The organism is Cryobacterium sp. (assembly GCF_025463825.1).
Classification (GTDB): domain Bacteria; phylum Actinomycetota; class Actinomycetes; order Actinomycetales; family Microbacteriaceae; genus Cryobacterium.
In genome coordinates, this window is sequence record NZ_JAODBG010000010.1 from 1 (window position 1) to 14633 (window position 14633).

Annotated in this window: 9 protein-coding genes; all 9 read right to left on the reverse strand. The window is 64.7% G+C overall.

What is annotated here, in order from left to right:
• Positions 1-134, reverse strand: a 134-nt coding sequence (locus tag JWP54_RS17625; protein ID WP_367274164.1) for a prepilin-type N-terminal cleavage/methylation domain-containing protein, incomplete at its 3' end; no start/stop codon positions are given.
• A gap of 133 nt (positions 135-267) precedes the next feature.
• Positions 268-1404 (reverse strand): type II secretion system F family protein, encoded by a 1137-nt coding sequence (locus JWP54_RS00945; RefSeq protein ID WP_367274163.1) that lies wholly within the window; start codon positions 1402-1404, stop codon positions 268-270.
• Between the two features lie 92 nt (positions 1405-1496).
• A complete protein-coding gene (locus tag JWP54_RS00950) occupies positions 1497-2996 on the reverse strand; it encodes a type IV pilus twitching motility protein PilT (RefSeq protein ID WP_297366313.1) in 1500 nt (499 codons plus the stop codon).
• 17 nt (positions 2997-3013) lie between these two features.
• Entirely contained in the window at positions 3014-4693 is a 1680-nt protein-coding gene (locus JWP54_RS00955) for a GspE/PulE family protein (RefSeq protein ID WP_297366314.1), read from the reverse strand.
• A 153-nt stretch (positions 4694-4846) separates the two neighbouring features.
• Complete coding sequence (locus JWP54_RS00960) at positions 4847-5485, reverse strand: hypothetical protein (RefSeq protein ID WP_297366315.1); 639 nt, start codon at positions 5483-5485, stop codon at positions 4847-4849.
• Positions 5486-5667: 182 nt separating this feature from the next.
• The gene (locus JWP54_RS00965) at positions 5668-6360 is read right to left on the reverse strand and encodes a hypothetical protein (RefSeq protein WP_297366316.1); all 693 of its coding nucleotides are present in this window, start codon (positions 6358-6360) and stop codon (positions 5668-5670) included.
• A 164-nt stretch (positions 6361-6524) separates the two neighbouring features.
• A complete protein-coding gene (locus JWP54_RS00970; protein WP_297366317.1) occupies positions 6525-10421 on the reverse strand; it encodes a DNA-directed RNA polymerase subunit beta' in 3897 nt (1298 codons plus the stop codon).
• Positions 10422-10465: 44 nt separating this feature from the next.
• Complete coding sequence (gene rpoB, locus JWP54_RS00975) at positions 10466-13906, reverse strand: DNA-directed RNA polymerase subunit beta (RefSeq protein ID WP_297366319.1); 3441 nt, start codon at positions 13904-13906, stop codon at positions 10466-10468.
• A 231-nt stretch (positions 13907-14137) separates the two neighbouring features.
• The coding region (locus JWP54_RS00980) for a hypothetical protein (RefSeq protein ID WP_297366318.1) at positions 14138-14633 on the reverse strand (496 nt) is incomplete at its 5' end.

The following is a 14633-nucleotide window of genomic DNA, read 5'->3' on the forward strand; positions in this document are numbered from 1 at the left end:
ACCGGGATGGCGATGGCGGCGAGGATGCCGATGATGATGACGACAACGAGGAGTTCGATCAGGGTGAAGCCCTTTTCCTTGTCGGCGAGGTCCGAGCGCTTGTGCGCAAGGGCGTCAGTAATGCTGCGGATCATTTGGTGCTCATTTCCTGTATAGGTACTGTGAATTGCGTTTGTGTTGCCTGACTTTGAGCATATGGCCAGAACGGCGTGTTAATCCCCACTTTGGGGGTGAAACACAACAAATTGTCCCTATTTTGAGGGCGCGCTACTCGATCGCGCCGGCGATACCGAAAATAGGCATGTACAGGGCTATGACCATGCCGCCGATGACGACACCGAGGAAGGCGATCATGAGGGGTTCAATCATGGCGGTGAGCTGTTCAGTTGCCGCTTGCACTTCGTCGTCGTAGAAGTCTGCGATCTTATCGAGCATCATCTCGAGTGAGCCAGCGTCCTCGCCGACGGCGATCATTTGCGTCACCATCGGGGGAAAGGCCGGCTGTTGCAGCAGCGGGGCGGAAATGGAGTGGCCCTGGCGCACCGAGTCGGCTACCTCTTTAAGAGCATTTTCGATGACCCAGTTGCCGGAGGTCTCTCCGACGATCTTGAGTGCCTGGAGGATAGGAACGCCGGCGGCGATCATGTCGGAGAAGTTGCGAGCGAACCGGGCGACGGCAATCTTCTTCAGCAGCAGACCGAAGACGGGTAGCTTGAGCTTGATCGGGTCGACGAAACTGCGCACCTGCTCGGTGTTCTTGTATTTCTTCCACCAGATGCTGAACGCAATGATTGAGACGGCCAGGACGGGCACCACCCACACCATGGACTTCGAGATGTAGACGAGGATCATGGTCGGAACCGGGAGCCCACTGCCCATTCCCGAGAACATCTCCTCAAAAATCGGCACGATGAAGATCAGCATGATCATCACGGCGACGAGGGACATCAGGAGAACGATCACGGGGTAGGTCATCGCCGATTTGATCGTGTTGCGGAGCTTGACTTCCTTTTCGAAGTTGGCGGCGATCGACTCCAGCGCTCCGTCGAGGAACCCGCCGGTTTCGCCGGCGCGCACCATGTTCACCATGATCGGTGGAAAGGATTCGCCGTGCTTGGCGAGGGCGTCTGAGATCGCGGTCCCGGTCTCGACATCGTCGCGCACCTGCACCAGGAGCTTTGTAAGCGGCTTGCTTTCGGTCTGCTCGGCGAGGATGTTCAGGGTGCGAAGGAGCGACAGGCCCGAGCCGACCATGGTGGCCATCTGTCTACTCATGATGGCCAGATCTTTCAGACTCACGCCCTTGCTGAACCCGGGAATCGTGATGTCCTTGTTGAGCCCGGTGCCGACGGCAACTTCCTCCACGGACATCGGAGAGAGACCCATCGTGCGCAGCCGACTCATGGCAACACTTTCCGAGGAAGCGTCCAACCGGCCCTTGATGACCTTACCGGCGGCGTTCCGGCCCTTATAAGCGAAGGCGACTTTAGCGGGCATCAGTAGCCACTGCCGCCGGAGAAGGCCTCATAGTCGATGCCGTCGCTGGACATCGGCGACGTCGCCGTGCCTGTCGCCGCCGGGTCGACCCGACGGATCAACTGGGCAAGACCCACCAAGTCCTGTGCCTTTTCCTCGGCCGAGGCCCGGCTGATGATGCCGGCGTCGACGAGTTCGGCCAGGTGCTGGTCCATGGTGTGCATGCCCAGGCTCCGGCCCGCCTGCATGGCCGACGGGATCTGGAAGGTCTTGCCTTCGCGGATCAGGTTGGAGATCGCGGACGTGGCGAACATGATCTCCGTCGCCACCACCCGGCCGTCGTCGACCCGCTTCACCAGCGTCTGACAGACAACCCCCTGCAAGGTGGCGGCCAGCTGCGAGCGCACCTGCGCCTGCTGGTGTGGAGGGAAAACGTCGATCAGACGGTCAATGGTCTGTGGGGCGCTCTGCGTGTGCAGAGTAGCGAACACGAGGTGGCCCGTTTCGGCGGCGGTGATGGCAACGGAAATGGTCTCCAGGTCACGCAGCTCGCCGATCAGGATGACGTCGGGGTCCTGCCGGAGAACGTGCTTGAGGGCGGCAGCGAAGCTTTTGGTATCGCTGCCCACCTCCCGCTGGTTCACCAGCGATTTGCCGTGCTTGTGCAGGAACTCGATCGGGTCTTCCACGGTCACGATGTGGTCGGCGCGGGTGCGGTTGACCTCGTCAACGAGGGCGGCCAGGGTGGTGGACTTGCCCGACCCAGTGGGACCGGTGACGAGGACGAGGCCTCGCGGCATTGCGGCGAAGCGGGACACCGAATCGGGCATGCCCAGTTCCTTGAGCGCCTTGATATCCCGCGGGATCAAGCGAAAGGCCCCGCCGATGGAGCCACGCTGCTGGTAGTAGTTGACCCGGAAGCGGGCTCCGTTAGCCGTGTAGGCAAAGTCCAGTTCCAGTTCGCGCTCGAATTCCATCCGCTGGGCAGGAGTGAGAATACTTTGCAGGGCGTTGGAGACCTTGTCGAACTGCCAGCGGTCCGCGCCGTCGAACGGGCGCAGGCTGCCGTTGACCCGGAGGCTCGGCGCGGCACCGACGGTGATGTGCAGGTCTGAGCCGTTGAGGTCGAGCACCTCCTGCAGGGCGTTCAACAGGTCCTGGTCGGGGCCCACAGTGGGTTCGGCACGCTGCGCCCGGCGGCCGACATCGGGGCGCGCCTCTACCCGCGGGCGGACGTTCGAGTCGTCCGGGCCGTCGTATGCCGACCGGGTGAGATCCGGTCGAACGTCCACGACGCGACCGGCCGGCTCAGCGCGCGTCGGTGACACCATCACCGGTTCCGGGAGGTCATCGTATTTGGACTTGAACGGCACCCGCTCGACGGGTGGGGAATCCGCCGGGTCGCGCAGGTACCACGGCTCCGGCTCTTCGACGGGGGCCGTTCCCTCGGCGGTGGACCCTTCCTCGCCGCGCGGGGGCGTCGGCGGAGACACCGGAATGTCGTAAATGGGCTGGCTCATGTTGGTGTCCCCTTGCACTACGCGACCACTCGCAGAATCTCTTCGATCGATGTCAAACCCAAACGGGCCTTCGCCCAGCCGTCTTCGCGGAGGGTGATCATGCCCTGATCGCGGGCGACGCGGGCGATGTCAGCGCTGGAGGCCCGGGCCACGGCGAGTCGTTCAATCTCCTCGGTGACGGTCATGACCTCGTGAAGTGCGAGCCGCCCGCGGTAACCGGTCTTCGAACATTGCGCGCACCCGACGGGCTCGTAAATCCTCGGCAATGGCAGCTCCGGGTCGAACGAGAAACGCAACCCGGTGAGACCCTCCGCGGTCAGCACCGTCGGCGCCTTGCATTTGTCGCAGAGACGCCGGGCCAGGCGCTGGGCGACAACGCAATCAATGGCAGATCCGACCAGGAACGGCTCGATACCCATTTCGGTGAGCCGGGTGATGGCGCTGGGGGCATCGTTGGTGTGCAGGGTCGACAGCACGAGGTGACCGGTGAGCGAGGCCTCGATGGCGATCTGCGCGGTCTCGTGGTCGCGAATCTCACCCAGCAGCACCACATCCGGGTCGCTGCGCAGGATGGACCGCAACGCGTTCGCGAACGTGAGTCCCGCCTTCACGTTCACCTGCACCTGGTTGATTCCGGCCATGCGGTATTCCACCGGGTCCTCGACGGTGATCACGTTGATCTCGGGCCGGGCGACCGCACCGAGGGTGGTGTACAGGGTGGTGGACTTTCCGGAGCCGGTCGGGCCGGTGATCAGGATCATGCCGTAGGGCTTGGAGTAGGCGGTTTTGTACGCCTCGAAGTTGCGCTCGAGCAGCGCCAGTGCCCGCACGTCCAGAGTGGTGCTGGAGTTGTCGAGGATCCGCATGACGACCTTCTCGCCCCACACGGTCGGTAGCGTGGCAACCCGCAGGTCGATCTGCCGACCGGCGTGCCGCACGGTCATGCGGCCGTCCTGCGGTTTGCGGCGTTCGGCGATATCGATGTCGCTCATGATCTTGAGCCGGGAGATCACACCGTTCTGGATGCTCTTCGGTGCGGTCTGCATCTCGTGCAGCACCCCATCGATGCGATAGCGCACCCGCAGGCTGTGCTCACCGGGTTCGATGTGGATGTCCGAGGCGAGGTCCTGGATGGCCTGGCTGACGAGCAGGTTCACGAATCGCACGATGGGGGCGTCGTCGTCCCCGGCGTGGTCGGCCGCCCCGAAGGAGGCGTTGTCGGCGGCAGCTGTCGCGTTCTCTTCCTCGAGCGTTGACGTCAGATCGCTGAGTTCGCCGTCTGCGCGGTGGTAGCGGCCGATCGCGGCAAGCAGGTCAGAGCGTTCCGCCACAACCTGGGTGACACGCATCCCGGATGCTTCGCGCACATCATCGACCGCAAACACGTTGCCAGGGTCGACCATGGCCAGCACCAGCCGGTTGCCGTCGATGAGCACCGGCAGCACTTCGTGACGACGGCACACTCCAACGGGTACGCGGGCCACCGCAAGTCGGTCCACGGGGTAGTCTGCGAGCTCCACGTAAGGCAGGTTCGCCTGGGCGGCCCTGGCTTTCGCGAACTGCACCTCGGTAATGACGCCCTTGGCGACGAGTGCGCGCACAGCGGTTTCGTCGGCGGGATCGCCGGCCAGGAGCGTATCCAAGACCTCGATGGGCAGCAGGCCGTGCAGAATCAGGATCTCGGTCAGAGTAGCCATTCGACCCTCCCCCGGACCGGCGTGATGCTGGATGACTCGGGAGGAATTTTTCGAACCGCAGACGGCGCCCGAGGCGTCCTGCTCACAGGTTACGGCATCTGCCGCCCGTTCGAGGGACACGCCAGCCCGGTTCGGGTGGCAGAGAAGCCCTGATCAGTCATCGGGCCAGAGGTTGTTGACCATGTCCAGGGTGTACCCCGCTGGGCCGGCGTTGCCGTATTGCGTGGACAGCCAGATGCCGTCGCGCAGGAAGTGCGACTCGCCGAAAGAGCCTTCCTCGGTGGTCTCCTCGGTGATGCAGCGCAGGCCCTCGCGTTCGTCGAAGCAGTCGAAGCCCAGCTCATCGAGGCGCTCCGCGGCGGCTTCCCGCTCGTCCGGGTCCACCCACACCAGCGCCGTGGCCACCCCGACGTCTGACCCGCCCTTGGCTGTCGTCCAAACGCATTCCAAGGATTCGTTGTCGTCGATCAGGTTCTGCAGCTGCTCATCGGCGGGTCCGACGCGCAGGTCTTCGTCCGGGTCGTCGAGCCAATTCGGGTTGAGCACGAGGTTTCCGAACGCCTCCACCATGGCCGGGCTATAGAGCTCCTCACACTCGGTGGGCCGCGGCGTGCCGGGTGCGAGCGAACCGGTCGGGGACGGTGCCGGCGAGGGAGTCGCCGGTGCCGGCGAGTCGGACGGCACCGGGCGGGCCGTTTCGGATGCGGTGGGTGCGGCCACCGGCCGGGGCCACAGGACCACGATCGTCACTATGGCGACCAGTAGCAGAGCGCCGAGTGTCCCAATCAGCACCCGGAGCCGGCGATTGGTCGGCGAGGGCGGCGTCGGTGCGTGCGCAGCGGCCACAAGGATCTCCCCCAGCGATTTTGCGCCCAGCATAGCCCGGTGCCTGCCGCCGGTCATCCCCGACGGCAGTGCCCGTCGGATGCGCTCCGGTGCGGTGGGTGCGGGTGGTCGCGCTCGCGCGCGGGCGGCTACTCGCCGGCCCAGATCGTGGCGACGATGTCGTGGGTGTAACCGTCGGGCCCGGCATTGACGAACGAGGTTGCCAGCCAGATGCCGTCGCGGAGAAAGTGCGACTCCCCGGCGACGCCGTCGCCGTCGGTGTCGGTTTCGATGACACAGCGAAGGCCCTCGAGCTCGTCGTAGCAGGTCTGGCCCATGGCGGTCAGGCGCTCGCGGGCGGCCGTGGACTGTTCGGCGGTGACGAAGACGACGTTGGTGACGAGGCCGCTGCCGGATCCGCCCTCCGGGTCGGCCCAGACGCAGGAGAGATGGTCGGCGCTTTCGATGAGTGCGCTGAGGTCGGGGTCGAGGGTGCCCATGCGGGTGGCGGCTTCGGCCGTCTCGGTCCAGGCCGGGTTCAGCGAGTGGGTCTGCGTGAACGTGGCCAGCATGTCGGGACTGTAAATCTCGTCGCAACTGGTGGGGCGCGGGCCGGCCGCGGGGTCGGGGACGGCACTGGACACCGGGACCGGGTCTGCCGTGGCCGTCGGCGTGGCGCGGCCGCCGGCGGCGGTGCCGTCGGAGGAGGGGGTGGCCGCTCCGCCGCGCCAGACGACCAGAACGACGATGAGAGCCACGATCAGCAGCACCCCGACCGCGCCGAGCGCGAACCAGAGCGGGCGACGGGACGGCGAGCCTGTCGGCGATGGTGCAGCATCCATTGCGGTGTCCCCCTTAGAGAATTCCCTTTCAGCCTAACGGCGGGGCTCGGCCGCCAACCGCAACACGCGGCGGGTGCCCGGGGATGTCGGCACGCTCGACCAGCGAGTCGTTAACGAGGAATGGCCCCCTGCCGAAGCAGGGGGCCATCCGAAATCAACCTCGGTTAGTTGTACGTACCGGGGGTGAAGTCGTCCGACGAGAAGCTGTCGAAGTCGACGAAGCTCAGGTCACCCTCGGTGAACGCTGCATCATCGGTGAAGATGCGGTTCGGGTAACGCTCAGCCTTGGCTTCATCCGTTGCCTCGACGTTGACGTCGCGGTAGCGGGGAAGACCGGTGCCGGCCGGGATCAACTTACCGATGATCACGTTCTCCTTGAGGCCCATCAGCGGGTCGCTCTTGCCTTCCATGGCCGCCTGGGTCAGAACCCGGGTGGTCTCCTGGAAGGAAGCGGCGCTCAGCCACGACTCGGTAGCCAGCGAAGCCTTGGTGATACCCATGACTTCCTGACGAGCCGAAGCCGTCTTCTTGCCCTCGGTGAGCGCGGTGCGGTTGAGTTCGTTGTACTTCAACCGGTCAACGAGCTCGCCCGGCAGCAGGCCGGTGTCGCCGTGCTCCACAACAGTCACCTTGCGAAGCATCTGGCGAACGATGACCTCGATGTGCTTGTCGTGAATCGGCACGCCCTGCGAACGGTAGACATCCTGCACGCCACCGACGAGGTGCTTCTGCACCGCGCGGACACCCTTGACTCGAAGAACTTCCTTCGGGTCGACGGCGCCGATGATGATCTGCGTGCCGAGCTCCACATGCTGGCCATCCTCGACGAGGAGGGTCGCACGCTTGAGCACCGGGTAGGCGATGGCTTCGTCACCGTTGTCGGGGGTCAGGATCACCTTGCGGCTGCGATCCGTGTCCTCGATGGTGATGCGGCCGGCCACGTCCACGATCGGCGATGCACCCTTGGGGGTACGCGCCTCGAAGAGCTCCTGCACCCGGGGCAGACCCTGGGTGATGTCGTCTGCGGATGCGGAACCACCGGTGTGGAAGGTACGCATGGTCAGCTGCGTGCCCGGCTCACCGATCGACTGTGCGGCGATGATGCCGACGGCCTCTCCGATGTCCACGAGCAGGCCGGTCGCAAGCGAACGGCCGTAGCAGACCGCACACACACCGATAGCAGACTCGCAGGTCAGCACCGAGCGCACCTTGATGTTCTCGACGCCGGCCAGAACCAGCTTCTCGATCATCACGTCGCCGACGTCGTCTCCGGCGTCAGCAACGACCTCGCCCTTGCCGTTGACCGCGGGGGCGGCCAGGCTGCGGGCGTAGACCGCGTTCTCCACGTTCGGGTGACGCGAGAGGTTACCCGCGGCGTCCTTCGTGGCGATCGGCAGTTCGAGGCCCTTGGTCGTACCGCAGTCGTCTTCGCGGATGATGACATCCTGCGAGACGTCGACGAGACGACGCGTGAGGTACCCCGAGTCTGCGGTACGCAGAGCGGTGTCGGCCAGACCCTTACGAGCACCGTGAGTAGCAATGAAGTACTCGGCGACGGACAGGCCTTCGCGGTAGCTCGAGATGATCGGGCGAGGGATGATTTCACCCTTCGGGTTGTTGACCAGACCACGCATACCGGCGATGTTTCGCACCTGCAGCCAGTTACCACGAGCACCAGAGGTGACCATCCGGTTAATCGTGTTGTCGGCCGGGAAGTTCGCCTGCATGGCCGCGGCGACGTCTTCGGTCGCCTTGGTCCAGATCTGGATGAGCTCCTGACGACGCTCGAGGTCGGTCGTGAGACCCTTCTCGAACTGCGTCTGGACCTTCGCGGCCATCTTCTCGTAGGTACCGACGATCTCCTTCTTGTTCGGAGGCGTCAGGATGTCACTGAGTGCGACGGTCACACCCGAGCGGGTGGCCCAGTAGAAGCCGGCGTCCTTGATGCGGTCGAGCGTTGCCGCTACTTCCACCTTCGGGTACCGCTCTGCCAGGTCGTTCACGATCGCCGAGAGGGTGCCCTTGTCGGCGACCTTCTCGAAGTACGGGTAGTCGGCCGGCAGCGCCTCGTTGAAGATGGCGCGGCCCAGCGTGGTGTTCACCAGCACGGTACCGACGGCCTGACCGTCGACCAGCTCGACACCGTCGGGCTGGGTGCCCTCGGTGAAGTACAGGTCGGCGATGCGGATGCGCACCTTGGCGTTGAGGTCCAGCGACTTCTGGTCGAAGGCCAGGATGGCCTCGGAGACAGAGGTGAACGCGCGGCCTTCGCCGGTGACGCCTTCCTTGAGGGTGGTCAGGTGGTGCAGACCGATGATCATGTCCTGGGTGGGCAGGGTCACCGGGCGACCGTCAGACGGCTTCAGAATGTTGTTTGAGGCGAGCATCAGGATGCGCGCTTCGGCCTGGGCCTCCATGGACAGCGGCAGGTGCACAGCCATCTGGTCACCGTCGAAGTCGGCGTTGAACGCCGCACAGACGAGGGGGTGCAGCTGGATGGCCTTACCCTCCACGAGCTGAGGTTCGAAGGCCTGAATACCGAGGCGGTGCAGCGTGGGTGCACGGTTCAGCAGAACCGGGCGCTCACGGATGATCTCCTCGAGCACGTCCCAGACCTGGGGGCGGCTGCGCTCGACCATGCGCTTGGCGGCCTTGATGTTCTGAGCGTGGCTCAGGTCGATCAGGCGCTTGATCACGAACGGCTTGAAGAGCTCCAGAGCCATCTGCTTGGGCAGACCACACTGGTGCAGCTTCAGCTGCGGGCCGACGATGATGACCGAACGGCCAGAGTAGTCAACGCGCTTACCGAGCAGGTTCTGACGGAACCGACCCTGCTTACCCTTGAGCATGTCGCTCAGGGATTTGAGGGCGCGGTTACCGGTACCCGTGACCGGACGGCCACGACGACCGTTGTCGAAGAGCGCGTCAACGGCCTCCTGCAGCATCCGCTTCTCGTTGTTCACGATGATCTCGGGGGCACCGAGGTCAAGCAGACGACGCAGACGGTTGTTGCGGTTGATCACACGACGGTAGAGGTCGTTGAGGTCGCTGGTCGCGAAACGGCCACCGTCGAGCTGCACCATCGGGCGCAGTTCCGGCGGGATGACCGGCACGACGTCGAGCACCATCGCGGCCGGCGAGTTGCCGGTCATGATGAAGGCGTTGACGACGCGCAGACGCTTGATGGCGCGGATCTTCTTCTGACCCTTGCCCTCGGCGATCTGCAGGTGCAGGTTCTCGCTCTCGGTGACCAGGTCGAAGGCCTCGAGACGCTTCTTGATGGCCTCGGCGCCCATGTAGGCCTCGAAGTACATGCCGAAGCGGTCCTGCAGCTCGTGGAAGACGGAGTCTTCCGGCTTCAGGTCGCCGACCTTGAGGGTGCGGAAGTCTTCCCACACGCGCTCGAGGTGAGCGATCTGCTCGTCGATGGCCTTGCGGACCTGGGACATCTCCTTCTCGGCGGCGTCCTTGGTGCGCTTCTTCTGGTCGCTCTTGGCGCCTTCGGCCTCCAGTGCTGCGAGGTCGGTTTCGAGGCGCTGCAGGCGGTCGGCGATGCGGGAGTCGCGGCTGCCTTCGAGGGTCTTGATCTCGAGGCGCAGTTCGTTCTCCAGCCCAGGCATGTCCTGGTGGCGACCGTCTTCGTCGACCTCGATGACCATGTAGGCGGCGAAGTAAATGACCTTTTCGAGGTCCTTCGGAGCCATGTCCAGCAGGTAACCGAGACGCGAGGGCACACCCTTGAAGTACCAGATGTGAGTGACGGGGGCGGCGAGTTCGATGTGGCCCATGCGCTCACGGCGCACCGACGACTTCGTGACCTCTACGCCACAGCGCTCACAAACGATGCCTTTGAAGCGCACTCGCTTGTACTTGCCGCACGAGCACTCCCAATCGCGGGACGGTCCGAAGATCTGCTCTCCGAAGAGACCATCCTTTTCGGGCTTCAGGGTGCGGTAGTTGATGGTTTCGGGCTTCTTGACCTCACCGTGCGACCAACGACGGATGTCGTCGGCGGTGGCCAGGCCAATGCGAAGCTCGTCAAATGTTGTTACGTCGAGCAATTTCTCTCCTTGGAAAGTTTTCGAGTATTCGTCAGTGGCCAGGCTTAGATGTCGTCGATTGACGACGACTCAAACCGGGTGGAAATGTTGATGCCCAGCTCCTCCGCTGCGCGGAAGACCTCGTCATCCGTGTCGCGCAGGCTCACTGCGGTTCCATCGGCGGAGAGCACCTCGACGTTCAGGCACAGCGACTGCATTTCCTTGATCAGAACCTTGAAGCTCTCGGGGATACCGGGTTCCTGGATGTTCTCGCCCTTGACGATGGCTTCGTACACCTTGACTCGGCCGAGGATGTCGTCCGACTTGATCGTCAGAAGCTCCTGCAGGGCGTAAGCCGCTCCATATGCTTCAAGCGCCCACACCTCCATCTCTCCGAAACGCTGTCCACCGAACTGCGCCTTACCACCCAGCGGCTGCTGCGTGATCATGGAGTACGGACCCGTGGAGCGTGCGTGGATCTTGTCATCGACAAGGTGGTGCAGCTTCAGGATGTACATGTAACCGACCGCGATGGGCATCGGGTACGGCTCGCCGGAGCGGCCATCGAACAGCTGCGTCTTTCCGGTGGAGTCGATCAGGCGGTCGCCGTCGCGAGTCAGAGTCGTCGAGTCGAGCAGACCGGCGATTTCCTCCTCGAGCGCGCCGTCGAATACCGGGGTCGCAACCTTGGTGTTCGGGGCGGCGCTGTGCGCGGCTTCGGGGAGACGGCCGGCCCACTTGGGCTTGCCCTCAACCTGCCAGCCCTGCTTGGCGATCCACCCGAGGTGGGTCTCCAGGACCTGGCCGAAGTTCATTCGGCCGGGGATGCCCAGCGGGTTCAGGATGATGTCGACCGGGGTTCCGTCGGCGAGGAACGGCATGTCCTCGACCGGCAGGATCTTGGAGATGACACCCTTGTTGCCGTGACGACCGGCGAGCTTGTCACCCTCGGTGATCTTGCGCTTCTGGGCGATGAAGACCACAACACGCTGGTTGACGCCCGAGCCCAGCTCGTCGTCGCCATCCTGCGAGTCGAAGACCTTGACACCGATGATGGTGCCACGCTCACCGTGGGGAACCTTCAGGGAAGTGTCGCGAACTTCGCGGCTCTTCTCGTTGAAGATCGCGCGCAGCAGACGCTCCTCAGCGGACAGCTCGGTCTCGCCCTTCGGCGTGACCTTGCCCACGAGGATGTCGCCGGGGCGAACCTCGGCTCCGATGCGGATGATGCCGCGCTCGTCCAGGTCTGCGAGCAGGTCCGGGGAGACGTTCGGCAGGTCGCGGGTGATCTCTTCCTTGCCCAGCTTGGTGTCGCGCGCGTCGACTTCGTACTCTTCGATGTGAATCGAGGAGAGAACGTCGTCCTTCACCAGGTTCTGGCTCAGGATGATGGCGTCCTCGAAGTTGTGACCCTCCCACGACATGAATGCCACGAGGAGGTTCTTTCCGAGTGCAAGCTCACCGTTGTCGGTAGCGGGACCATCGGCGATGACCTCGCCGGCCTCGATACGCTCGCCGGCGTTGACGATGACGCGGTGGTTGTAGCTGGTGCCCTGGTTGGAGCGGCTGAACTTGCGCAGGTAGTAGTCCTGCGTTCCGCCCTCGTCGAGCTGGATGGTGACGACGTCAGCCGACACCTCCATGACGACTCCGGCCTTCTGCGCGGTGAGCACGTCACCGGCGTCGATGGCCGCAAAGCCCTCCATACCGGTTCCGACCAGCGGGCTGTCGCTGAGCAGCAGCGGCACAGCCTGACGCTGCATGTTGGCACCCATGAGTGCGCGGTTGGCATCGTCGTGCTCGAGGAACGGGATGAGCGAGGTCGCGACGGAGACCATCTGGCGCGGCGAGACATCCATGTAGCCGATGTCTTCTGCGGGGAAGAGGTCAACCTCTCCACCCTTCTTGCGCGAGAGAACGCGGGGCTCGGCGAAGCGGGCACCCTTGGTCAGCGGGGCGTTGGCCTGCGCGACGATGTACTCGTCTTCCTCACTTGCGGTGAGGTAGTCGATCGTCGTGGAGACGACGCCGTCGATGACGCGACGGTACGGGGTCTCGATGAAACCGAAGGCATTGATCCGCGCGAACGAGGCCAGCGAACCGATCAGGCCGATGTTCGGGCCTTCCGGGGTTTCAATCGGGCACATGCGGCCGTAGTGGGACGGGTGAACGTCTCGCACCTCGACGCCGGCGCGGTCACGGGAGAGACCACCCGGGCCCAGCGCGGACAGGCGACGCTTGTGCGTCAGTCCGGCGAGCGGGTTGTTCTGGTCCATGAACTGCGACAGCTGGCTCGTACCGAAGAACTCCTTGATCGCGGCGACGACGGGGCGCACGTTGATCAGGGTCTGCGGCGTGATCGCCTCGATGTCCTGCGTGGTCATGCGCTCGCGGACGACGCGCTCCATGCGGGCCAGGCCCAGCCGGATCTGGTTCTGGATCAGCTCACCCACGGTGCGCAGGCGGCGGTTGCCCAGGTGGTCGATGTCATCGGTCTCGAAGTCCGCCTCGCCGGCGTGCAGCTTCACGATGTAGTCGATGGTCGCGAGGATGTCGTCCTCGGTCAGCACGCCCTGGTCGACCGGCAGCGCGAGGCTCAGCTTCTTGTTGACCTTGTAGCGACCGACCTTGGCGAGGTCGTAGCGCTTGGGGTTGAAGAAGAGGTTCTCCAGCAGGGTCTGAGCGGACTCGCGCGTCGGCGGCTCGCCGGGACGCAGCTTGCGGTAGATGTCGATCAGGGCGTCGTCCTGACCGGTGGTGTTGTCCTTCTCGAGCGTCATGCGCATCGACTCGTAGTCGCCGTAGCGCTCGAGGATCTGGGCGTCGTCCCAGCCGAGGGCCTTGAGCAGCACGGTGACCGGCTGCTTGCGCTTGCGGTCGATGCGCACGCCGACGGCGTCGCGCTTGTCGACCTCGAACTCGAGCCAGGCGCCCCGCGACGGGATCACCTTGCAGGAGTAGGTGTCCTTGTCGGTGGTCTTGTCGATCTGCTTGTCGAAGTAGACGCCGGGGCTGCGGACCAGCTGGCTGACCACGACGCGCTCGGTGCCGTTGATGACGAACGTGCCCTTGTCCGTCATCACCGGGAAGTCGCCCATGAAGACGGTCTGGGACTTGATCTCACCGGTGGTGTTGTTCGTGAACTCCGCCGTGACGAACAGCGGCGCCGCGAACGTCATGTCCTTGTCCTTGCACTCCTCGACGGAGTACTTGGTCGGCTCGAACCGGTGGTCGCGGAAGCTCAGCGACATCGACCCGGAGAAGTCCTCGATCGGGGAGATCTCCTCGAAGATCTCCTCGAGGCCCGACGTGACGTTGACGTCCTCGCGGCCGGCGTCGAGGGCCTCCTGGACCCGCGCCTGCCAGGCGTCGTTGCCGACGAGCCAGTCGAACGAGGTGGTCTGCAGGTGCAGGAGGTTCGGAACCTCGAGGGGTTCGCGGATCTTGGCAAAGGACAGACGGGGGGTGGTGCGACGGGCGGCCAAGAGGGGTCCTTCCGATGGCAGACGGCGTGCTGCCCACGATCTTCAGACGAGGCGCTCGCATCTCCGACCCACCTACCGGAGCATCTGACTCCGGCGGCCATATGACAGGAGGCAGCGCAAAGAGGCAGTGTAGCCGCTGGCTACCTGCCTGTCGAGGTCGATCACGTGTTGCTCACTGCTGCGGGACACAGTGGCGACCCGAGGGGCCGGCGTCAAGGCCCGGCAGCGGCCTGTCGGGGACATCCTTGCCGCTCAGAGCGCTTCCACCTTGCTCACCAGCCAGGTGTCGCCGCGCTCGACCAGCGTCATGCGCACCCTGCTCTGGTCCACCTTGGTGCCCTCGACGCGGGTGCTCTGGGTGCTCTGGTTGACGAACAGCACGGCCACGACCTCGCCGGGCTCGGCCGCCTGAACGCCCGCCACCACGGGCTCGGCGACCACGACGGCCCGGTACTGCGTGGCCACCTCGCGCACCACCCGGGCGGTCGTGCGGGCGTACTCCGCCCGGAACACCCCCGTGCTCAGCGCCGCGCCCGCCGCGAAGTCCCTGTCCAGGTTGCGGTGGTCGTAGCTGAACAGCACCTTGGCCGCCGTGCGGGCGGCCTCGAGCGGGGCGCTGGTCGGGCGGTAGTAGTCCTCGACCGCCGCCGCGTCACGGCTGCGCTGGAACAGCACTCCGGCGACGGCCGCCAGCGCGAGCGTGGTGACCAGCACCGCGGCGAGGGCGGCGAGCCGGCTGGCGTCGACG